Genomic DNA, 20,723 nt, shown 5'->3' on the forward strand with positions numbered 1-20,723 from the left:
GGACTGCGCCTGTTTTGCGCAGCAATTTTGCTGGTGTGCGCATTGCAGCCAACGTCTCCAACCCCTTCCAGGTGTCGCTCCATCGACAATCGGACGCATGCGCGCACGCCGACGCGCCGAATTTGTCGCAGGCCGGCTCTGCGCAATTCAATCTCTCAAATCCTTGAATTCACCGGCGACCGCGCCCGCAGAAGGGCCGGACCGTGCGCCCGTGTGGCCCGACAACATCATCGGCTCCATCACGCATTCCGGCCATTGGGCGTTATCCATTGCCGCTGGTCGTCAGCATTATTCAGGCATAGGCGTTGATCTGGAGGAACAATTGAGTGCACAGAGCGCGGCGGAAATTCGCGCGCAAGTGTTCTCCGAATGGGAACGTCAGCGGTTTGGAATTGATGTTGATGCATCGCTCACAGGCTTGGCTTTTTCGGCAAAAGAAAGTCTCTTCAAGGCGCTCTATCCGATCACGCGCCAGCATTTTGGTTTTCACGCAGCACACATTGTGGACAAGCCACGGAATGGATTTATGCAGTTGCGGCTTGATGTTGACCTGGATCCACAGTTTCGCAAAGGCCGCCAGTTCGACGTCCAATATGACTATTTTGGAGATCGTCTTCTGACGTGGATTTTGGTTGGGAAAACCCGGACAAACACCTCACATACCAATGACCGATGATAAGAAACCGTATGACCGGAGCGCTTGAGCGGTCGCCAAAAGCCGCAAAGTGCCGTCAGCGACACCACCGGAAAGAAGGTGCTCACCACGCCCAACAGGCATAGGGCACCACCGGCGGCGCGGCGTATGTGAAGGGCTCCCGAAAAAGAGCTTTTCATGACGACCAGAATTCAGCTGCCGGCGGCGACGCAGAGACGTCAGGCACGGTAGCAAGGTCGAAGCCGGCCATGAAAGCCGCCCCGGGTGAGGAAGCCGTCCACCCATCCGGTCTATCCCGATCAAATTGTGCAACGCTATCGGGCAAAAATTCCGCGACCAGCGTGCTGATATCCCATTATTTGGTTGAACAAACAACTAATTATGTTATTTAGAACCGAAAGCGTTTGCGGATACAGGGAGTTGGCAATGAAGATTATCGGACCAGATCAGGTCTATTTTGGCGTTGACGATCTGAATGCCTGTCGTACATTTTTGACCGATTACGGGCTTCGTGAAAACGCTCCGGGCTATTTTGAAGCGCTCGACGGCACGGGCTGTCAAATTCTCAAACGCGACGATCCAAGTCTTCCCGAAGCGCTGCCGACAGCGACCTTGTTGCGCAAGACGGTATATGGCTGTGTCGACCAGAACACGGTTGAGGAAATCGCAGCCGAGCTTGAGAAGGACCGCGAAGTCAAACGTCTGGAAGATGGCTCCATTGAGGCCAAGGACGACGCCGGCTTTGTATTGGGCTTTCAGGTGACAATCCGGCGCGATATCAAGCTTGTGGCAGAGCGGGTGAATTCCCCCGGCGCTGAACCCGCGCGGTTGGAAAACGATGTCGCGGCAGATCCGAATGGAGAAGCTCTACCGCGCACCCTTAGCCACGTTGTCTATTTCGTACCCGACGTCGAAAAGGCAGAAGCCTTCTATGTCAACAGATTGAAGTTTGTGGAAACGGATCGCTTCATCCAGGCCGGTCCCTTCCTTCGTCCGGGGGCCTGCCGCGACCATCACACACTCTTCCTCATCCACACGCCACCACATATGCAGGGCCTCGAACATATCGCGTTTCACATGCAGGGGCCGACGGACCTGATGCTTGCGGGAAGCCGCATGGTGCAAAAGGGATACGAGAGTTTTTGGGGACCTGGCCGCCACCAGCTCGGTTCGAACTGGTTCTGGTACTTCAACTCACCGCTGGCAACGCATTTCGAATTCGATGCGGACATGGACCTGCATGATGACAACTGGGTCTCGCGTCACGTCGACCTCAACGCAGCGAATTCGCAGCTTTTCCTGTTCGAAAATCGCGAAAAATGGTCTCCTGGGCCACCTCCCGAAGGTTGATCGCTACCTTGCCGCGGGTCAGTAAAAGGATAATAAAATGTCTGAACGCTTGAAGGGAAAGCGCGCCATAGTGACTGGAGCCGGTCGCGGAATTGGCCGCAAGATAGCGTTAATGTATGCTTCCGAGGGTTGTGAAGTTCTTGCCTGCGACATTGATGGTGCAGCGCTTCGCAAGCTGGCCGACCATGATCCCATGATCGCCGTCCAGAAGGCGGACCTGACGACAGAAGATGGCGCGGCAACGCTTGCGGTGTCTGCGGCAGGGCGTTTTGCCGGTGTTGTCGACATTCTGGTCAATGCCGCGGCAATCGTTCGCTTCGCGCCGATCAAGGAAATGACCTATGGCGATTGGAAAACAACGACCAGTGGCGAAATCGATTCCGTATTTCTGGTGACCCGAGCCATGTGGCCCCTGCTCGAAAGAAGTGGAAGGGCTTCCATCATCAATTTCAGCTCGGCCAACGCCCATGTGGCGTTAAAGGGTCTACCGGCCATTGCTCACACCGCAGGCAAAGGTGCGGTCATGGCCATGACCCGCCAGATGGCGATGGAAGGCGGCCCATCAGGGATTCGCGCCAACTCGATTGCGCCTGGCTTCACCGTTACGGAAGAAACGGAACAACATCTTGATACGCCATTGATGGTGAATGTTCGCGAGAAGCTGATGGTCGATCGCCTCGGCACGTCAGAAGATATCGGCTACCTGGCTATTTACCTCGGGTCAGACGAAAGCGGCTACGTGACCGGCGCTGATATTTGCATCGATGGCGGAGCAACGGCCTGGTAGGCTGCGCCCATCAACTGCCATCATGAATTAACGTACCTCCATCAACCACTATCGTCTGACCTGTAACGAAAGCACCCCCAGGACTTGCAAGCCAGAGTGCGGTGGCGGCAATTTCGGCGGCTTCGCCCACGCGCCGGAGCGGCGTAGCTTGAAGCCGGCGCTCCATGAATTCCTGATTCGCCATCAAGCCTTCAGCGAAGGGCGTTCTGATCAAGCCAGGCGCAATCGCGTTCGCGCGTATGTTTTTCGGGCCATGGGCGACAGCAATATTGCGCGCCAGTTGAGCCAGCGCCGCCTTTGACATGGAATAGGTCGCTATCGACTTGTTGCCTCGCAAAGCGCTAAGGCTCGCCATGAAGATGAGCGACCCCCCTCCTAGCACTTCCATTCCCGGAAGGAGCGCACTCGAAATCCAGGTTGCCGCATGCAGATTAACGTCGAAGACACGCAGATAGTCTACTTCATTCAGTTCTGAAATCCCGGATAAAGGCCCCTCTATCCCGGCGTTGGAAACGAGAATATCCACCTTGCCCAAGGCATCTTCTGCCGTACTGGCAAGTGTAACTGCCGCCTGGCGCGTGGAGATATCGGCAGGAAGGCCGACGGCACCGATACTGCTCGCGACGCTTTCGACTTCTTCAGACCTGTTTCCGGCGATCGCCACCTTCGCCCCAGCGTCAATAAAGGCCTTTGCAATGGCAAGGCCGATCCCGCTTGATCCCCCGGTTATGAGCGCGCATTTTCCGCTCAGGTCGAACATTTCAGTTGCTTTCATCATTTGCCCCCTTGGCTTCGCAAGCAAGCTTGCTTGCCAGGTCCATTCGTAATAGGTTGAACGTACGACCTACTAGTGTGTCGATAGAATTACAACGCGCAGAGGCACCTGCCAAGACAAATTGTTTTGCTGCAGGAAGATTGAACACCCAACGGGAGGAAATAGGATGTCGGGCAGGTTGGCAAATGACCTGAATAAAGTGCTCATCGTGGGCGGCGGCATTGCCGGCATGGCGGCGGCAATCCGGCTGAGAGAAGCCGGTGTCGAGCAAATCGAAATGATCGATGTTGATCCACAATGGCGGGTCTACGGAACCGGCATCACGCTTTCAACACTGACAATGCGTGCGCTGTGCGATCTCGGTTTCCGCGATGAAATTCTTGCGCATGGCTTTGCCCACAATCGCGTCTCGATGCGAACGTCTGCCGGCAAGATTTTGAACGTGGTGGAAAGCCCCTCCGTATTCGCCGACGGCACGCCGTCTGAGGGCGGTATTCTACGCCCGGTCCTTCATAAGATGATGTCCGAAAGGGTGCTGGGGTACGATATCAAGGTTCGCCTGGGGCTGACGGTGGAAAAGGCCGAGCAGGACGAAGACGGTGTTTCCGTCACCTTTACCGATGGAAGCACTGGACGCTATGATTTTGTGATCGGGGCCGATGGTCTGTTTTCGAAAATGCGTGAACTCGTTTTTCCGGATACCCCCAAGCCCACCTTTACCGGCCAGGCCTGTTGGCGTGTGCTTTTTGACCGACCGGACGATTTCGACCACTGCCACATGTATATGGGGAAGATGGTGAAAGCTGGCTTTAATCCGTGTGCGCCCGACAAGATGTATATGTTCGTGTTGGAACACGTTCCTGGAAATCCGAGGCGCTCACAAGATGAGCTTGTATCAATCCTGCAGGAGTTGACTGCCGATTTCGAAGGCGAAGCAGGAGAATTGATCCGTTCTGTCAAATCGGGCTCGCAAATTGTCTACCGGCCGTTGGAATCGATCTTAATTGACGGTGACTGGTATTGCGGGCGCATTCTTCTCATTGGCGATGCGGTTCACGCCACCACACCGCATCTGGGCAGTGGTGCCGGCATGGCGGTGGAAGATGCGATCGTTCTCGTTGACGAATTGAAAAAGACCAGCGTCCTCGAAGTGGCATTACAAAACTTCATGGATCGACGCCTGCCACGCGGCAAAGCCGTGGTGGGAAACTCGCTCAGAATCGGGGATTTGGAAATGGCGGGCGCGCCAATGTCTGAAATCGGCCCGCTCTTCGGGCAATCGTTACAGATGATCGCTCAGCCATATTGACGCAAAAAATGCGGGGCGGCCAATGACCGCCCCGCTTCAATTAGTTCTTCACCACTTTCTGGTCGATCTTGCCGAAAACAGATTGCCCATCGCTACCGATGCACTCCATCTGGACTGTATCGCCAAAAGACATGAAGGGCGTCTTCGCTTCGCCTTCGTCCAGGATCTCAATGCCCCGGCGCTCGGCAATGCACGATGAACCGACCTCGCGATAGGTCTCATTGGAAACAGTTCCCGAACCGATAACTGTCCCCGGCACAAGATCACGTGAATATGCCGCATGCGCGACCAGTTCGTGAAATCCCGACGACATGGCATACCCGCTGGCGGCACCAAAGCGCTTCTCGTTCCAGTCCACGCACAACGGCAGATCAACACGGGCGTCGCGCCAATTGGCACCGAGCTCGTCGGGAGTGACAGCGACCGGTGCCATGGAGCAGGCTGGCTTTGCCCTGATCCAGCCAAATCCCGTCTTCATCTCAAGCGGGGCAAGTTTTCGCAGCGACCAGTCGTTAATCTGCACAATCAGGCGAATATGATTTTGCGCACGCTCTTTATCCGTACCCATGGGTACGAAGTCGGTAATGATGCCGAACTCGCCTTCAAAATCTATGAAATCCTCCTCCGATGGCATGCGCACATCATCCGTAGCCCCGTAAAACTTGTCGGAGGTTCCCTGATACATATAGGGGAAGCCGGGCTTTTCCTTCTTTTCAAAGCCGAAAACGGCGTCCATCAGATTGCCATGGCTGTCGAAGGCCGAACCATCCAGCCATTGCCAGGCGCGCGGCAATGGCGCCATGGCATCGGCTTGATTGAATGCAGTTCCGCCGCCGTCATTGACAGCCGCGAACTCCCGTTTAAGCGCCGGTTCGATCTCGGACCAGGCCTCAAGAGCTTCTTGTAAGGTGATAGCCGCCTGTGCCGGCGTGCACCGTGTCAGATCGCGGCTGACAACGTGAAGCCGGCCATCTTTGGAGCCGTTTTTCAGTGTTGCAAGTTTCATGGTGAGCTCTCCTCCTCTCTAACTTGGCATGGAGTTTTGAATCAGTTCGTCCGCATTTGCATCGCGCTTGAAGCCAAGCCGATCGGCAGTTTCCGTCACCAGTCCGGGGTAGGAACCGAAAAGCGAAACGATTTCAGAATCCGGATCAAACGTTACCCGGCTTTTGCTTTCAGGGAAGCGCCGACGAAGCGCCTCCGCAAGTTCGCCGAAGGTCAAGGACAATGCCGGTAATGTAAGGGCTTTCTGCGGACCCACCTCCGGAAGAAACGCGCCGTGAACGAAATTGTGAGCAACTGTTTCAACCGAAGTCAGCCAGGTGCGGCTGTCCGGACGAACCGGCAAACTGATATCTTCGCCACGACGCACGGCCCAGAAAAGCCGTGACATGAATGCCGTCTTCAATCCGGCATCAACACCATCTCGGGCCATCACACCGGAGGGCCTCAAGCTAATTCCGTCAAGCCAGCCTTTGGCGGAGAAATTGGATAACGCGACTTCCATCATCAATTTCTGCGCGCCATAAACCATCGTCGGGCCAAATGGCGCAGCATCTGTCACCGGGTCGGGCATGGGCTTACTGTAAACGGCGATTGTCGAGGCGAAGACAACCCGCGCGCCACTGTTGAGCTGTTTGATTTCTTCGAAAAGGTCGAGCGTGGCGTCGACATTCACCTTGCGCGCAAGCGCATAATTGGCCTCTGCCGCGCCGCCGAGAATTGCGGCGAGCACGATAACCTTGTCCGCCCCATCCAGAAAACGCCTGCGCATCCGGCTGTCGGCCAAATCGCCAATATGTTTCTCGATACGTTGATCATCCGGCGCAGAAAAATCGACTGCATCAACCAGCGTTATTTTCTTTGGTTGACCCATGCCCGCGAGCTGCTTGGAGACTGTTTGGCCAATAAATCCACCGGCACCGACTACGACAACTTTCAATCTGATAATTCCCGTGCTATTAATTGGTTAATCGTTCAAGCAATATACACTAAAGCCTTGGTTGGCAAGGAATTCAAGCAACTGGCCCGTACTGTTTTTCAGGAGCTCTAAGCAAAAACAGCGCGCGACCTGCCCTCCAGGAGGGCAAGTCACAACTTAAACACAGCCCGTTTGGCTGTGAAAAACCGGAGGAATGAAGAAGTTGGTTAAGTACCTTAAGGAAGGCGTCAATGCGTCGGAAGTGAAGGCAGCCGACGAAAAGGTGCGTGCAATCGTGGAAGGCACGCTTTCGGACATTGAAAAGCGGGGCAACGCTGCCGTTCGCGAGTTGAGCAAGAAGTTCGACAACTGGGATCGCGACGATTACCGCCTGACCCAGGCGGAAATCAACAGGTGCCTCTCAGACCTCACGCGCCAACAGATTGCCGACATTGAATTTGCCCAGGAACAAGTGCGGAATTTTGCGCAGATCCAGAAGGCTGCACTCCGCGATGTCGAGGTGGAGACCATTCCCGGCGTTATCCTCGGACACAAGAACATCGCCATACAGAATGCAGGCTGCTATGTGCCGGGTGGGAAATATCCCATGCTCGCCTCAGCCCATATGTCTGTGTTGACCGCGAGTGTTGCCGGGGTCCCGCGTATCATCACCTGCGCACCGCCACACCAGGGCAAGCCGTCCTCAGTCATTGTCGCGGCACAACATATGGCCGGTGCTGACGAAATCTATGCGCTCGGCGGCATACAAGCCGTTGGCGCGATGGCGCTCGGCACCGAAACAATTCAGCCGGTCGACATTCTCGTCGGCCCCGGCAACGCCTTCGTGGCCGAAGCAAAGCGCCAGCTCTACGGCCGGGTCGGTATCGATCTTTTTGCAGGCCCGACAGAAACGATGGTCATCGCCGATGAAACTGTCGATGCTGAAATTTGCGCAACCGACCTCTTGGGTCAGGCAGAACATGGTCCTGATAGCCCTGCCGTTCTTCTGACAACGTCTGAAAAGCTCGCCCGCGAGACAATGGAGGAAATTGAGCGCTTGCTGCAGATTCTTCCAACGGCCGGCCATGCCCGCAAGGCCTGGGACGTATATGGTCAGGTGATCGTCGCCGATGATCACGACGAGATGTTGAAGATTGCGAACGACATTGCCTCCGAACATGTTCAAGTCATGACGGATCGCGATGATTGGTATCTGGAGAACATGGTCAACTATGGTGCCTTGTTCCTCGGCCCACGAACCAATGTGGCCTATGGTGACAAAACAATCGGCACCAACCACACCTTGCCGACGAAAAAGGCCGGACGCTATACCGGCGGCCTTTGGGTTGGAAAGTTCATCAAGACACACACCTATCAAAAGGTTCTCACCGACGAAGCGTCTGCCAAGGTCGGTCGATACTGCTCGCGCCTGTGCATGCTGGAAGGCTTTCAGGGTCATGCCGAGCAGGCCAACATTCGAGTGCGTCGCTACGGTGGCCAAAATGTTCCCTATGCCGAAGGCGCAACGCCGCTCGCCGGAGCAGATCTGGTCGAGGGCTGAAAGTGGCAGATTTACCTGAATTTCCGGGGTTTTCCCTGAGTGGGCGGCGCGCCTTGGTGACCGGCGCTGGCCGCGGAATCGGTCTGGGATGCGCAACCGCTCTTGCCAATGCAGGTGCTAACGTCATCCTTGCCGCCCGCAGTGAGGACGAAATCCGTTCAGCCGCCAGTGCTATAGCGGCAGCCGGCGGCAAGGCCGGCCATCTGCGGCTTGACGTGACCAACATCGAAGCGACCGCAGCGGCCATCGCCGATGCCGGTCCTTTCGATATTCTGGTCAACAATGCCGGAACCAACCGGCCCAAGCCCCTCTGGGATGTGACACTTGAGGATTACGATGCTGTTCTGGATCTCAACCTGAAATCGGCCTTTTTCGTCGCCAAGGCAGTCGCCGAGGGCCTGATGAAAGCCGGAAAGCCCGGCTCACTTATCCATATGTCAAGCCAGATGGGTCAGGTCGGTGGCGCTAAACGCTCGCTCTATTGCGCATCCAAATGGGCAATCGAAGGCATGTCGAAAGCCATGGCGCTTGATCTTGCTCCTTACGGAATCCGATCAAATACGGTCGCTCCGACTTTCGTCGAAACGCCGATGACCAAGCCCTTCTTCGAGGATGAGGCTTTCAAGTCGGCAACGCTTAAAAAGATCAAGCTTGGACGCCTCGGTACGGTGTCCGATCTGATGGGCGCGGTGCTTCTTCTGGCATCTCCCGCAGGCGAAATGATGACAGGCACAACAATTACGGTTGATGGCGGCTGGACCGCCGACTGAATGTATTGGAGGGAATACGTATGTGGGAACCATTCCCGGGCAATTATGTCTGGAACCTGAGCTCAAACCTGGCTCTGATGTGTGGTGGAAATATCGGCGAAATCGAAGCCGCCTGCCAACCCATCAGGGACGCCGCAAAAAACGGCGAAGACGCAGGGACGGCGCTGTTCTTTGATAGTTGGATAGCGGTTGCAAACAACGTGCTGGCAAACGCCGACGCTGACCTTGCAAAAGGCAGACGCCTGAGCGCCGGCATCAAATATCAGCGTGCAGCCGGTTATCTGCTGACAGCAGAGCGCATGCAAAGCCGTGATTATGCCCCGCGCTGGCAGGCTTATGCCGACGGATTGGCCAATTTCCGGAAAGGTGTCGAGCTGCAAGGACTGGACGTGGAGTTTGTTCAAATCCCCTATGAGGGAAAGTTCTTCACCGGGCTTTTCGTCCCGGCCAAAAATGTCGACGGCCCGGCCCCGTGCGTGGTGTCCTGCAATGGTCTCGATTCCATGAAAGAACAGATTTTTGGTGCCGGAAATCCTGAGGCCAATAGAATTCGCGGAATGCACACGCTGGTCATCGATCAGCCGGGAACCGGAGAAGCGCTTCGTATCCTTGGCTTAAACGGCCGTCATGATGCCGAAGCCTGGGGCAGCGCAGCATTCGATTATCTGCTGACACGCGATGATGTTGATCACAAGCGTATCGGCATGTTCGGACTGTCGCTCGGCGGCTACTTCGCACCGCGCATTGCATCAATGGATCATCGTTTTGCCCTTTGCTGCGTTATGGGCGCAAACCACAATTGGGGCGAAATGCAAACCCGACGCCTCAAACGCGAAGGTGACAATCCGGTTCCCCACTACTGGGATCATGTGATGTGGGTGTTCGGCAAGAAATCACTGGAAGAGTTCATGGACTGGGCACCGAACATGGATCTCACTCCCGTAATTGGCAATATGAAGTGCCCTTTCTTTATCATGCATGGTGGTGGAGACCGGCAAATTCCCGTCGAATATGCACAACAGTCGCGTGATCAGGCGACCGCCGCTGCAAAGGTCGACTATTTCATAACCGGAAGCTCGGAATATGAGGTCGAGCATTGCGGTGCCGACAACGGCACATTCATGCGGGACATGCTCGCTGACTGGATGGCCGAAACATTTGCGGAGGTGGCTCGATGAGCAACAATCCGCTGATCGGTTGGGAAGTCGACCCCGCAAACATCCGTTATATCGGCCATGACCTGCAACGACCCGAGTGCATTCTTGCAGAAAGAGATGGCAGCCTCTGGGTAGCCGACGGGCGCGGTGGCGTGATGCATATCGCACATGATGGCGAGCAGACCCTGATCCTTCAACAAGGACAGGAGGAAAACACAGCCACGTCCTTCGAAGATCGCCTGGTCAACACAAAAGGAAGCCTGCCGAACGGTCTGGCCTTTGCCGAAAACGGCGATTTCCTGATTGCCAATTTCGGCACAGACCGGGTCGAAGTGATGAAACGCTCCGGGGAAACGTCTGTTCTGGTCGACAATATCGACGGCAAACCCATCGGTAAGGCGAATTTCGTCACGCGCGACCGAAAAGGCAGGCTCTGGCTGACCGTAACCACCACAATGATACCATGGACCGAGCACGTGAAGTGCAATTCCCGAGACGGCTATATTGCCCTGCTCGACGAGAAGGGTATCCGGATCGTTGCCGACAATCTTTGTGGGACCAACGAGCTTCGTTTCGACAGAAATGAAGAATGGCTTTATGTTGCAGAAACGACCAGCAGAAACATCACCCGTTTCCGCGTTCGCGGAGACGAACTGGTCGACCGTGAAATCTTCGGTCCTTCCAATGTCGGCGGTTTTTGCGATGGTATCGCCTTCGATGCATATGGCAATCTGTGGTCAACGCTCATCATGGCTGATCGCCTGATCGCGATAACGCCCGATGGCGAGCTTCTCACCCTTCTGGATCTGGGAGGCGAAAGCGACGCACTGGCCGCGCTGGACACCGCCTGGGAGCAGGGACAGGTGACACCGGAGCTCATGGCGGCATGCGGCAGCACTGAATGCCGGTGGATGGCATCCCTCACCTTTGGTGGAGCAGATTTGAAGACAGTCTACCTGGGATCGCTGCAAGGCCAGAGAATTCCGTATTTCAAATCTCCGGTTGCCGGATTACCGTTGATATACTGGTAGTCGAAGCGCTTGTTGCTAGCCATTGCAACACGAATATGATTATTCAGTGAGAAGACTTGATTGACGGACTTTAAGAGACGCGGACGGGAACGGGTGAAGATGGTTCAAGACAAGGCGGGAGGTGCGAAGAAGCGGCTAACCGCGACACGGTCGAACGGTGACGAAACGCGCGCGCGCATCATCAATGCGGCTGAAGCACTTTTTGGCGCACGCGGCTTTGCTTCCGTGTCCTTGCGTGACATCACCACCAAGGCGGATGTCACACTCGCGCTCGCGTCCTACCATTTCGGCACCAAGGACAATCTCTTTGAAGCCGTGGTCGAAAGACGCGCGCACGTCTTGGGTCTTGAACGGCGGCGGCGGCTAGGCGAACTCAGCCAGCCTGATGCGCGGGCCATACTTGATGCATTTATGGCTCCGCTTTTTGAGTTCGCTCTTTCGGGTGAACCAGGCTGGCCGGATTATTTCCGATTGCTGGCCAGATTGGGAGAAGACAATCAATGGATTGATCTCCTGAGCAAGCACTTTGACGAGACCGCGCAGCAATTCATCGACGCTCTCTGCAAGGCGCTTCCCAATGCTACGCGCCACGACGTTATACGTACTTTTACAATGGTTTTGCACGCCATGCTTTCAACGGTTTCCCAGCACAGCCGGGTCGACAAGCTGGCAGAAGGCAAACTTCGAGGCGCGGATCTGAAGGGCGCATATCCTGTCCTGCTCCAATTCGCGACCACAGGAATGGAAAGTTTCAATCGCGGAAAGTAGCGCGGGCCGCCAAGATCTGATCCATCCGATCTTCTATCCAGCCAATGATATGATCGAGTTCGGCGCTCAGTTCGTAACCCAACGGCGTCAATGAGTAGACCACTGTCGGCACATTGGAATGGTACTCCTTACGGGCGACGAAACCGTCTCGCTCCAGCGCCCGCAGTCGCAATGTCAGCATTCGCTGAGAGATTTTCTTCTCGGAAGACAAGTCTGAAATGACGCGCTTCAGCGTGCTATGTCTGAATGTACCCGTTGCCAGGACCTTGATGATCAGAGCCGACCAGTTGTCGCCCAACCTAGCCAAGACCTCACGCTGCGGGGCGTCGCGTGCCGGTGGCGGATCGCCCATGGTTTTGGCAAGTCTTACCAGACCCGTCAATCGCGGGTCGTCGGCTTCGATTTTGGACGCTTCTCCTACGCTCAGGAGTGAAATCCACCGGTCTGTGTCGAGTTTTGTCGCCATACCGGCAATCTAGCCATAAGCTTGGATTTGCACCAGATGCCATCGCAATGCCCATCTGGTGCAAATCATTTTGTTCGCTCAGCCTGCCGGACAGGGATTGCTGTTTGCGAACGGCTAACCGGATTTTTTCTTTGCCGGTCTTGCGCTCCGCAACAGCATCGTCAGAATAAACCACACGGTTTTCAGATCGAGCAATTTCAATGCCGCGCGTGCTTCTTCGGGACTGAGGCGCGCCGTCATCGGCATGGCACCGAATATCTTGCCGCGAATGACCAGATAGTTGCGATCATCAGCCTCGATCTTGGAAACCGTCATCAGTTCCTTACCGGTATTGTCCAGGATTTTCATTAGGCAATCACCTTCTCGAAATCGATTCCAAGATCGTCAAACATGCGGATGGCCGTGCCACGGCCGGCACCGAATACGCCGCCGCCCGGATGCATGAAGGGACCGACAAGATAGAAGTCGTCTAGCCCGGGGACGGTGTATTGGCCCAGATCCGACGTAGGCCGATGGCCTCCGGTCTGGTACAAAAATGGCGCGCAGCCGTGCATGTCGCCCAAAACGAAGGAGTTGGGACTCGAACGCTCCATATCCAGTGGCGAATAATGGCTCGACGCGATGATGTTGTCAGCGCCCAGGTTCGAGATAAAGGGATCATACTGGCGCAGGGTTTCTGCGGCGTATTCATCCTTGATCTCGTCCCAGTATTGAGCGCCTTTGCCCTTGATGTTGTACGGCGCCATTGTAATGGAGTGAAATATCCCTGCCCCCTCGGGTGCACGGGTCGGATCACCATGCGTTTCATCACCGCCACCAAGCAAGCGGCGCGGGCTGATCCGGCCGCGGCGCAGGTAGTCGAAATCGTCAAGCAGGCTTTCCAGATCCCTGTAAGGGAAATATTCCAGCATGGTCGCCGTCGTGATTTCCTCGCCCGCACGGTATTTTGTGCGCTCCTTCAAATCATAGTGGGACACGAATAGCGACTGCGTGGATGGGTTCACCTTGTTGGCTTTAGCCTGAACACTTTCGCTCACACCGTCAATAAACTTGGTCAGCACGCGCGGATGGATGGCACCGATCACCGCCCGCTTGCCGCGAATTTCTTCGCCCGTTGACAATCGGACACCGACAGCCCTGCCGCATTCAACAAGGATCTTGTCTACCTCGCTGTCGCAGCGCACCTCGCCGCCATTATCTTCCAGGCAACGCACGAGCGCATCCGTTAGACCACCAGACCCGCCAACAGGCTGACTGACGCCAAAGGTATGGATAATTCCCGGCATCAGAAAGATACCCATTCCCGTACCCAGTTCATCGGGCAGCTGCAGGTTTTCAGTAACGAGTTTGAGGAGATGAATCTTGACGCGATCGTCTTCGAAAAGATGATCGATAATGTCGAGGGATGAACGGTTCATCGCGTCGAGAATTTCGCGGCCCTCGTCGGAACTGTCCAGCATGGCAAAGAAGGGGCCAAGCGGAATCGGTGGTGAGTAGAGCCCCGAGATGAACATCGGCATCATCTGCACCGAGCGCTCCGCGAAACGCCGATATGTCTCGGCATCCTTGCGGGAGAACTTGGAGATTTCTTCGCAGGATTTATCGAGATCCTTGTAGGTAATCAGCGTCTCGTTGTCGGGAAAGATTGATGCGTATGGAACGTCGGAATAGCGATAGTTCAAACCGTATTTCGCCTTCAGCTCGAGCTCGTCTTCCGTCAGCATCGGATTACCCTGAATCATGATGTGGCAGGAAGAATGAAGATCGTGCCGGTAGCCGGGTGTATGTAACTCCAATGTTACCACCCCACCGCCTGGATAGGGTTTACGCTCCAGAACGAGAACCTTGAGGCCGGCGCGCGCGAGATAACATGAGGCGGTCAGTCCATTATGGCCAGCGCCCATAACGACGATATCGTATTCACTCATTTGTTCCTCCAACTTAATTGTTTGTACGTTCATACAGGAAGCATCTGCTGCAAGGAAAGTAGGCACAGAAATGTGCCTAATTTTCTTGTCGTCCAGATCGTCCTAAACACTATGAAAACGGAGGAAATTCATGGCTTATACTGTTGATGGAAAAGTGGTTATCGTAACTGGCGGTGCCGGCGGAATTGGCTCGGAAGCCTGCCGGCTTTTTGCGGAAAACGGTGCCCGCGTCGTGGTGGCGGATATTGCCGCCGAGCGGGCCGCTGATCTGGCTGCTGAGTTGAGATCGGGTGGAGCGGAAGCCGTTCATGTCGGCGTGAATTTGGCCGACGAAACAAGCATCAAACATCTGTTTGAAACAACAATGGCAGAATACGGCACGCTCGATATCATTGACAACAATGCTGCCCTTCTGAGCGCCGAAATGGCGAAGCGCGACGGCAATATTGAACATATGGCGACAGAAGATTGGGATGCGACATTTGCGGTCAACACGCGGGGCACAATGATTGCCTGCCGTGAAGCTTTAAAGATAATGGCGCCGAAGAAGTCGGGCGTCATTATCAATACGGCCTCCAACCTGGCGCTTCAGGGCAATGTTATTCAGGCTGCCTACTCAGCCTCCAAGGCCGCAGTCATTCAGATGACGCGCTCCATTGCAACGAGCCATGGCAAGCTTGGTATTCGCTGCAATGCAGTGCTGCCGGGTCTTACGGGAACACCCGCTGCCCTTGAACATCTGCCTCAGGAGCTGCGTGAAACTGTCGAGGAAGAAACGTTGACACCCTATCTTGGTGCGCCTGTCGACATTGCACACCTGGTTATTTTTCTGGCCTCTGAGGAAGCCCGCTACATCAGCGGCCAGGCGTTTGCCGCAGATGGCGGAACATCTGTTCACATACCGGGATTTGCAAGATTGCGCCGTTTCTTCAATGGCTAGCGGTTCAGCTTTTAGCTGAAGCGCTCAAGGCCACAAGCGTGGCCCGGTGCTCATGCGCCGCCTCCGTGGAGCATTGCGCAAAGCGCAATTGGCGTGAGCGAAAAAATGTAGACTGTTTCAGTCAAAAACTGAAACAGTCTAAGAGACGTTCTTTTCAGAGCATCGACGGACTGGAACAGAAATGGGGGCCTTGTGGCCCCCAAAATCATTTTCCCGCCAGTTTTTTCTCTCACTGACGCGGAGCGCCGCTCCAGAGATACTCGTCGGCGCTTGGCGCGCGAGCGATGAAACCGTATTTGAAGAGCGAAGCATTCTCCACATCCCAGGCCTGGGAATTAAAGCCTGCCTGAAAGGGTGAGATGACCCGGGATTTGAGATATTCCGGCGGCAGCTTCGTCTGGGCCATGTCGATAGCGCGGACGGCATCGGGATTGGCGTTGGCATAGTCATATGCTTCCTCCATCGCCGCGATGAATTTGCCGAGCGTCTCGGCGTTGGCCTCAGCCCACTCCCTGTTGGACGCAAAAATGACAGACGGGAAACCAAGTGTTGCATTATTGGCAACCTCCTTCAATTCCCGGTTTCCGGACTGAATTGCAGTGTCATAGAAAAGTCCGATCGGCATACCTGCATCAACCGAGCCGCTTTCGATGGCGGATAAAACACCTGGAAACGGCAGGTTGACGAGCTCCACGTCATCCCGTGTCATTCCCTCTGCTTCGAGCGTGCGCAGCAGTGCTGCCCCTTGCGGGCTGGCAATACCGGGGAGCCCGATTTTCTTGCCCTTCAGATCCGCAATCGTCTTGATATCACTGGCCTGCGGGACGATAAGCCCAAAGGTTGGAATTTCGTTCTGATCTTGGGCGTTCAGCACGGCAACAACCGGCAATCCGTTGGCAACAGCCGCAGTCAGCGGAACAGCGCCAGTCATCGCAACGTCCTTCTGACCGGACATCAACTGAGCCAGCGCGCCATCCGGCGATGCACCGACTTCAATTTCTACCTTAACGCCGTGTTTGGCAAAAAGCCCCTGTTCCTCTGCAATGAACAGGCCTTCGAACTGACCGACGGGTGAACGTTCAACCCGAACGACAGGCAAATCATCTGCGCTGGCTCCTCCTGCAAGCGAAAGTGTTGCAACGCCTGCCATGACCATCGCCTGGACGATGCCTCTAACTCCTGAAAATCTCATTGTTCTCCTCCAACAATTCAGGCCAACTGACCGTTTCGAGATTGGTTGTTAATCCCGGACCCGCATGATCTCGCTCAAAACGCGGTTTCGGTATTCTACAAAACGAGGATCGGATTTCGTCTTGATCTGATCCCGGTTCATTCCAAGGTCGACATCAACATTGTCAACAACACTGGCTGGCTTGCCGGCAAGCACGACGACGCGGTCGGCGAGGTACACGGCTTCATCGATATCATGCGTGACGACAATGACGCTGATTTTCAAACGGGAACGGAGATCCAGAACAAGGTCTTCGAGGCCGAGCCTGGTCTGTGCATCGAGCGAGCCGAAAGGCTCGTCCATGAGAAGGATATGGGCGTCGTAGGCGAGCGCTCGAGCTATCGCCACACGCTGCTGCATGCCACCTGAAAGCTCCCAAGGGTATTTTTGCCCCGCGTCGCTGAGACCGACGGTGTCAAGGCATTCCTGTGCGCGTTGCTCGCGTTCGGCTTTGCCTATGCCACGTCCTTGCAACGGAAAGGCCACATTTTCAAGTGTGCGCATCCAGGGCATCAGCGAGCCGCGATAGTCCTGAAAGACAATGCCGATCTCTTCGAGCGGTTGGGTGATGACCTTGCCGCCCACTGAAACGCTACCACTCGTCGGCGGCATCAAGCCTGAGAGAGATCGAAGAAGCGTGGTCTTGCCGACGCCGGACGGCCCAACGATGCAAATGATCTCACCCGGGTCGACATGCATGTTGAGGCCGGAAATTACCTCAATTGATCCATAGGACTTGGACAGGTCCCGGACCACCATTGGCGGCGCCTTCGACGCCACTCCATCGCCGTTTTCATGCGTTTTGACAGTTTGAAGCTTTGGTCTAATCATTTGCATTCTCGCTTTGGAAATACCAGGACAGCGCAAAGGCCTCGATCTTCACAAAGATGGCGCTCAAGAGGTAACCGAGGAATCCGATCAGGACGGTGCCTGCCCAGGTTTCCGTCATTGCGAAACGCTGCTTGTTTTCATTGATGTAAAAGCCGAGACCTTCCGAGGCTCCAAAAAACTCGCCAATGACCATGAGCACCAGCGCCACGGCCACGGCAATGCGGATCCCCGCCATGATCTGCGGCAGGGCCGCCATCAGCAAAACCCTTCGGAAATAGAGACTATAGGGGATCTTGAAGGCTGATGCCGTGTCGCGCAATTGCGGGGTCATGCCTCTGACGCCATCGATTGTATTCAAAAGGATGGGCCAGAAGCATGTCAGCGCTATTATGAAAATCTTCGGCGCGGCGTCTGTCCCCAGGGCGACGATAACCAGCGGCACAATGGCGGCTGGCGGCACCGAGCGAAGAAAGTTGAGCATCGGCATCAGCGCATCGCGGAGCTGACCGAACTCGCCGATCAGGAGGCCAAATGCGACACCAAGCACGATGGAGATCACAAGGCCGGCAGCCATGTTGGCGAGACTGATCCACATGTACGAAAGCAGTGGGCCTTCGGTAAGATCGCGCCAAAGCACGGCAAGAATGGTTTCAAGACTTGGAAAATAGAAAGACTTTGAACCGGCAGACAGAAACCACCAGGCAAGGATGCAGATGATCGGGAGCCACCAGGCCTGAATCAGGGACAAGCCCGGACTTGCACGCCAAAGTCTCTTCCTGTTGCTATCGGCAGTCATCAACGCGTCCTCCTGGCCCATGGAAGCATTCGCTCTTCCGCAATCTCCCAAAGCGTCGTCAGGATCACCCCGAGAAAACCGGCATAAATGACATAGGCAAACGCCAGCGCGACTTCATCGTTGATGCTCGCCACGCTTATCTGCCGCCCCACGCCGGGAACCGGCATGATGACTTCTGTGCCCACGGCAACAAGAATGGAGACAGTTGCGGCAATGCGAATTCCTGTGGCGATGTATGGCAATGCAGAAGGCAGCAGCACACGGAAGAAGCGCAGGTGATGTGGTATGCGGAAACTGCGCACCGTATCAACGATCACCGGCTCCTGCCGCCGCACGCCATAGATGGTCTGCAACAGGATCGGAAAAAAGCAGGCGATGGCAATCGTTACAATTTTCATGGCGGAGTTTGCGCCAATCAACAGAACAAAGATTGGCAACAGAGCGACGACGGGAAAAGCGCGCCCAAAATCAAGCAAGGTTCGCGTGGCAATCTCCACCGCACGCAGCGAGCCGATGAGCAGACCAAGAGGAACGGCCAGCACGGCTGCAAAGAAGATGCCCATCAACGCATCGGACAGCGTACTCCAGATGGCCGGCAGAAATTCAGGGCGAGCCCAGGCCGCAATAAATTGGTAGGCGACATCCGTCATGGGTGGAATGACGTCGCGATTGAAGACGTTGAAGTGGTTTCCGGCAAACCAACCGAGCAACACGATCACGACAACAAAGACCTGCCAAAGCAGCTTGCTCACCGCGCTTTCCCTCCCTTATTATTTATTGGTCAACCAACCAATTAATGTAACTTAACCGCGTCTTGCCGGTGAAAGTCAAATGATTTTTACATGTTCATGCCAGTTTCAATGCGTTTTTAGCGCCGTGGCAATAACGCCCCAGGCTTTCTCACCGCTCTGCCGCTGAAATCGCTCCGCTTCCGGCGGCACGTATGCTGCGATCGCTGTTCGGTAACTTGGTCGAGCTTTCATCCGGTCGAGCCACTGACCGACTCTTGGCCATTTGGCCCAAAGGCCTTCAAAAGCGAGGCGATGAAGGCGATCGATATAAGCGGTCAAGGCTGTGTCGGCCATGCCATACGCTGGTCCGTTCAGATAGGGTCCATGAGACAGTTCCCTATCCATGTCCTCAAAGACGCGGCTGAATGTGCGAATTGCACCGCCGACAAAAACGGACTCCGGACCGCGCGCCATCAACTCCCGTCTCTTGGCTTCAATCTGGGGGTTGGGTGTGGAGGCAAGCCACCGTTCGATTTCATCGGCACTGCGCCGGGCCAGTTCGCCATCACGTATGTAACTCGCAAAGCTCAGGGAATTGACCGCTTCGTGTATTTTGATGCAACGCACAAGCCAAATTCGCGCTTTGGCAGCGGCCTTGGAATCATCCGGCATCAACTTGGGCTTGTCGGACAGTCCATCGAGATACTCGATGATGACGCTGGATTCGCGCAGCACAAAATCGTCATGTACCAACGTGGGAACCTCGCCCTCGGGATTGAGCACGAGGTATTCAGGTGCGAACTGCTCGGCCTTTTTCAGGTCGACAATATTGCTTTTCCAATCCAGTCCCTTCTCCGCCAGCGCGAGACGGACCTTCTGGCTGCAAACCGAATTGTCTCCGTGGTAAAGCGTCAGCACCGCATTTTGCCCTTAGTAGCCGATGGTGAAACGTTCGTTGACATGTTTGGGCGTCTCCACCTCGTCGGCCACAACGATGGCAAAATCCTCAAAGGAAATCGAGGTCGGCTGGCCGTCAACCATCAGCATGTCATCCTTGCCGTAGCGGAACTTGCCGGTGCGCTCGCCGGGAACGAACATGCGCGGTGGGCAAATGAACGTCCAGCTGATGCCCTTTGATGCTTTCAACAGTTCGAGCATGTAAACGCCGCGCTCGGAGTTCGGCTTGGCCGGCGCGGGAAAGCCTGGCTGATCAACCTCGGCAACGCCATCGGGATGCTTCAGGCCACCCGCTCCGCCGACAACGACATAGCGGCCAACGCCCGATTTCAGAACAGCCGAAACAAGGATATCAGGATCCAGATCAACGAACCGAACGGAGGAAACAACAGCATCATGACCGGCCACAGCCTCTGTTATGTCTTCACCGTTCCCGGAAAGGGCCCGCGGCTTGACCTGATCACTCTCCGAAAGGCTTGAAACATCGCGCGCCATTGCCGTTACCACATGTCCCCGACTGACAAGCTCGCTCAGGATGCGCGAACCGGCTTTGCCGGTTGCGCCAATCAATGCAACTTTCATATTCCCTCCTCTATCGATCAGTTTACGGAGTAGCGCATTACATGTTGTCGGTTCGCCGCCTGCCCATGTCCGCGAAAAGCTTGACGCTCAACCGGCACACTTCCGACGCTGCTGCATCTCCCGCTCTGTTGCTTTGTTAATTATACGACCAACCAATAAATTTGCAAGCGGCCATTG

At 55.4% G+C, this 20,723-nt stretch carries 22 protein-coding genes; 10 read left to right on the forward strand and 12 right to left on the reverse strand.

The genetic code is table 11. From position 1 onward, the window contains the following. Window positions 1–97 precede the first annotated feature (97 nt). The 3 genes from NHF56_RS15240 (at window position 98) to NHF56_RS15250 (ending at window position 2,792) form a co-directional block, all read left to right on the forward strand. On the forward strand, window positions 98–676 hold the full coding sequence (locus NHF56_RS15240) for a 4'-phosphopantetheinyl transferase (protein ID WP_252806070.1): 579 nt from the start codon (window positions 98–100) through the stop codon (window positions 674–676). 405 nt (window positions 677–1,081) lie between these two features. Next, the gene (locus NHF56_RS15245) at window positions 1,082–2,005 is read left to right on the forward strand and encodes a VOC family protein (protein ID WP_252806071.1); all 924 of its coding nucleotides are present in this window, start codon (window positions 1,082–1,084) and stop codon (window positions 2,003–2,005) included. 37 nt (window positions 2,006–2,042) lie between these two features. Then, on the forward strand, window positions 2,043–2,792 hold the full coding sequence (locus tag NHF56_RS15250) for an SDR family NAD(P)-dependent oxidoreductase (RefSeq protein ID WP_252806072.1): 750 nt from the start codon (window positions 2,043–2,045) through the stop codon (window positions 2,790–2,792). A 10-nt stretch (window positions 2,793–2,802) separates the two neighbouring features. Here NHF56_RS15250 and NHF56_RS15255 read toward each other — a convergent pair whose 3' ends face one another. Then, complete coding sequence (locus NHF56_RS15255) at window positions 2,803–3,570, reverse strand: SDR family NAD(P)-dependent oxidoreductase (RefSeq protein ID WP_252806073.1); 768 nt, start codon at window positions 3,568–3,570, stop codon at window positions 2,803–2,805. A 163-nt stretch (window positions 3,571–3,733) separates the two neighbouring features. On the opposite strand from NHF56_RS15255, the gene NHF56_RS15260 reads away from it, so the two are divergent. Beyond that, the gene (locus NHF56_RS15260; protein WP_252806074.1) at window positions 3,734–4,876 is read left to right on the forward strand and encodes an FAD-dependent monooxygenase; all 1,143 of its coding nucleotides are present in this window, start codon (window positions 3,734–3,736) and stop codon (window positions 4,874–4,876) included. Between the two features lie 40 nt (window positions 4,877–4,916). Here NHF56_RS15260 and NHF56_RS15265 read toward each other — a convergent pair whose 3' ends face one another. Then, complete coding sequence (locus NHF56_RS15265; protein WP_252806075.1) at window positions 4,917–5,882, reverse strand: fumarylacetoacetate hydrolase family protein; 966 nt, start codon at window positions 5,880–5,882, stop codon at window positions 4,917–4,919. Window positions 5,883–5,900: 18 nt separating this feature from the next. Then, window positions 5,901–6,818: an NAD-dependent epimerase/dehydratase family protein gene (locus NHF56_RS15270; protein ID WP_252806076.1), complete on the reverse strand. Its 918-nt coding sequence runs from the start codon at window positions 6,816–6,818 to the stop codon at window positions 5,901–5,903. A 193-nt stretch (window positions 6,819–7,011) separates the two neighbouring features. Between NHF56_RS15270 and hisD the strand changes: the two genes are divergently transcribed. From hisD to NHF56_RS15295, 5 genes are all read left to right on the forward strand, one after another. Beyond that, window positions 7,012–8,358, forward strand: a complete 1,347-nt coding sequence (gene hisD, locus NHF56_RS15275) for a histidinol dehydrogenase (RefSeq protein ID WP_252806078.1) — start codon at window positions 7,012–7,014, stop codon at window positions 8,356–8,358. Between the two features lie 2 nt (window positions 8,359–8,360). Beyond that, a complete protein-coding gene (locus NHF56_RS15280) occupies window positions 8,361–9,128 on the forward strand; it encodes an SDR family oxidoreductase (protein ID WP_252806080.1) in 768 nt (255 codons plus the stop codon). Between the two features lie 20 nt (window positions 9,129–9,148). Further along, entirely contained in the window at window positions 9,149–10,306 is a 1,158-nt protein-coding gene (locus NHF56_RS15285; protein ID WP_252806082.1) for a S9 family peptidase, read from the forward strand. Beyond that, the gene (locus NHF56_RS15290; RefSeq protein ID WP_252806084.1) at window positions 10,303–11,316 is read left to right on the forward strand and encodes an SMP-30/gluconolactonase/LRE family protein; all 1,014 of its coding nucleotides are present in this window, start codon (window positions 10,303–10,305) and stop codon (window positions 11,314–11,316) included. The genes NHF56_RS15285 and NHF56_RS15290 overlap by 4 nt, the downstream gene beginning before the upstream one ends. 99 nt (window positions 11,317–11,415) lie before the next feature. Next, entirely contained in the window at window positions 11,416–12,084 is a 669-nt protein-coding gene (locus NHF56_RS15295) for a TetR/AcrR family transcriptional regulator (RefSeq protein ID WP_252806086.1), read from the forward strand. Here NHF56_RS15295 and NHF56_RS15300 read toward each other — a convergent pair. From NHF56_RS15300 to NHF56_RS15310, 3 genes are all read right to left on the reverse strand, one after another. After that, complete coding sequence (locus NHF56_RS15300; RefSeq protein ID WP_252806088.1) at window positions 12,068–12,550, reverse strand: helix-turn-helix domain-containing protein; 483 nt, start codon at window positions 12,548–12,550, stop codon at window positions 12,068–12,070. The two genes, NHF56_RS15295 and NHF56_RS15300, sit on opposite strands and share 17 nt — an antisense overlap. A 114-nt stretch (window positions 12,551–12,664) precedes the next feature. After that, on the reverse strand, window positions 12,665–12,898 hold the full coding sequence (locus NHF56_RS15305; protein WP_252806090.1) for a hypothetical protein: 234 nt from the start codon (window positions 12,896–12,898) through the stop codon (window positions 12,665–12,667). After that, on the reverse strand, window positions 12,898–14,478 hold the full coding sequence (locus tag NHF56_RS15310) for an NAD(P)/FAD-dependent oxidoreductase (RefSeq protein ID WP_252806092.1): 1,581 nt from the start codon (window positions 14,476–14,478) through the stop codon (window positions 12,898–12,900). The genes NHF56_RS15305 and NHF56_RS15310 overlap by 1 nt, the downstream gene beginning before the upstream one ends. Window positions 14,479–14,608: 130 nt before the next feature. On the opposite strand from NHF56_RS15310, the gene NHF56_RS15315 reads away from it, so the two are divergent. After that, a complete protein-coding gene (locus tag NHF56_RS15315) occupies window positions 14,609–15,418 on the forward strand; it encodes an SDR family NAD(P)-dependent oxidoreductase (protein WP_252806094.1) in 810 nt (269 codons plus the stop codon). Window positions 15,419–15,647: 229 nt separating this feature from the next. Here the strand turns inward: NHF56_RS15315 and NHF56_RS15320 are convergent, their stop codons facing one another. From NHF56_RS15320 to NHF56_RS15345, 6 genes are all read right to left on the reverse strand, one after another. Further along, window positions 15,648–16,610 carry an ABC transporter substrate-binding protein gene (locus tag NHF56_RS15320; RefSeq protein ID WP_252806096.1) on the reverse strand — a complete coding sequence of 321 codons (963 nt, stop codon included), beginning with the start codon at window positions 16,608–16,610 and terminating at the stop codon, window positions 15,648–15,650. 48 nt (window positions 16,611–16,658) lie between these two features. After that, complete coding sequence (locus tag NHF56_RS15325; RefSeq protein WP_252806098.1) at window positions 16,659–17,408, reverse strand: ABC transporter ATP-binding protein; 750 nt, start codon at window positions 17,406–17,408, stop codon at window positions 16,659–16,661. Window positions 17,409–17,472: 64 nt separating this feature from the next. Next, window positions 17,473–18,276: an ABC transporter permease gene (locus NHF56_RS15330; protein ID WP_252806100.1), complete on the reverse strand. Its 804-nt coding sequence runs from the start codon at window positions 18,274–18,276 to the stop codon at window positions 17,473–17,475. Further along, on the reverse strand, window positions 18,276–19,028 hold the full coding sequence (locus tag NHF56_RS15335) for an ABC transporter permease subunit (RefSeq protein ID WP_252806102.1): 753 nt from the start codon (window positions 19,026–19,028) through the stop codon (window positions 18,276–18,278). The genes NHF56_RS15330 and NHF56_RS15335 overlap by 1 nt, the downstream gene beginning before the upstream one ends. Before the next feature lie 105 nt (window positions 19,029–19,133). After that, window positions 19,134–19,925 carry a glutathione S-transferase N-terminal domain-containing protein gene (locus tag NHF56_RS15340; RefSeq protein WP_252806104.1) on the reverse strand — a complete coding sequence of 264 codons (792 nt, stop codon included), beginning with the start codon at window positions 19,923–19,925 and terminating at the stop codon, window positions 19,134–19,136. Between the two features lie 12 nt (window positions 19,926–19,937). Next, window positions 19,938–20,546, reverse strand: a complete 609-nt coding sequence (locus NHF56_RS15345; protein ID WP_252806105.1) for an NAD(P)-dependent oxidoreductase — start codon at window positions 20,544–20,546, stop codon at window positions 19,938–19,940. Window positions 20,547–20,723 lie beyond the last annotated feature (177 nt).

This window comes from Rhizobium sp. L1K21 (assembly GCF_024055895.1).
In the GTDB taxonomy this organism is placed as follows: Bacteria; Pseudomonadota; Alphaproteobacteria; order Rhizobiales; family Rhizobiaceae; genus Ensifer_A.

What these genes read in the sequence shown, in the direction of transcription:
- NHF56_RS15265 (WP_252806075.1), bottom strand. Translation starts at nt 5,882, where the DNA reads ATGAAACTTGCAACACTGAAAAACGGCTCCAAAGATGGCCGGCTTCAC.
- NHF56_RS15315 (WP_252806094.1), top strand. Translation starts at nt 14,609, where the DNA reads ATGGCTTATACTGTTGATGGAAAAGTGGTTATCGTAACTGGCGGTGCC.
- NHF56_RS15310 (WP_252806092.1), bottom strand. Translation starts at nt 14,478, where the DNA reads ATGAGTGAATACGATATCGTCGTTATGGGCGCTGGCCATAATGGACTG.
- NHF56_RS15245 (WP_252806071.1), top strand. Translation starts at nt 1,082, where the DNA reads ATGAAGATTATCGGACCAGATCAGGTCTATTTTGGCGTTGACGATCTG.
- NHF56_RS15345 (WP_252806105.1), bottom strand. Translation starts at nt 20,546, where the DNA reads ATGAAAGTTGCATTGATTGGCGCAACCGGCAAAGCCGGTTCGCGCATC.
- NHF56_RS15290 (WP_252806084.1), top strand. Translation starts at nt 10,303, where the DNA reads ATGAGCAACAATCCGCTGATCGGTTGGGAAGTCGACCCCGCAAACATC.
- NHF56_RS15325 (WP_252806098.1), bottom strand. Translation starts at nt 17,408, where the DNA reads ATGGTGGTCCGGGACCTGTCCAAGTCCTATGGATCAATTGAGGTAATT.
- NHF56_RS15295 (WP_252806086.1), top strand. Translation starts at nt 11,416, where the DNA reads ATGGTTCAAGACAAGGCGGGAGGTGCGAAGAAGCGGCTAACCGCGACA.
- NHF56_RS15285 (WP_252806082.1), top strand. Translation starts at nt 9,149, where the DNA reads ATGTGGGAACCATTCCCGGGCAATTATGTCTGGAACCTGAGCTCAAAC.
- hisD (WP_252806078.1), top strand. Translation starts at nt 7,012, where the DNA reads ATGAAGAAGTTGGTTAAGTACCTTAAGGAAGGCGTCAATGCGTCGGAA.
- NHF56_RS15260 (WP_252806074.1), top strand. Translation starts at nt 3,734, where the DNA reads ATGTCGGGCAGGTTGGCAAATGACCTGAATAAAGTGCTCATCGTGGGC.
- NHF56_RS15305 (WP_252806090.1), bottom strand. Translation starts at nt 12,898, where the DNA reads ATGAAAATCCTGGACAATACCGGTAAGGAACTGATGACGGTTTCCAAG.
- NHF56_RS15240 (WP_252806070.1), top strand. Translation starts at nt 98, where the DNA reads ATGCGCGCACGCCGACGCGCCGAATTTGTCGCAGGCCGGCTCTGCGCA.
- NHF56_RS15250 (WP_252806072.1), top strand. Translation starts at nt 2,043, where the DNA reads ATGTCTGAACGCTTGAAGGGAAAGCGCGCCATAGTGACTGGAGCCGGT.
- NHF56_RS15330 (WP_252806100.1), bottom strand. Translation starts at nt 18,276, where the DNA reads ATGACTGCCGATAGCAACAGGAAGAGACTTTGGCGTGCAAGTCCGGGC.
- NHF56_RS15320 (WP_252806096.1), bottom strand. Translation starts at nt 16,610, where the DNA reads ATGAGATTTTCAGGAGTTAGAGGCATCGTCCAGGCGATGGTCATGGCA.
- NHF56_RS15255 (WP_252806073.1), bottom strand. Translation starts at nt 3,570, where the DNA reads ATGATGAAAGCAACTGAAATGTTCGACCTGAGCGGAAAATGCGCGCTC.
- NHF56_RS15300 (WP_252806088.1), bottom strand. Translation starts at nt 12,550, where the DNA reads ATGGCGACAAAACTCGACACAGACCGGTGGATTTCACTCCTGAGCGTA.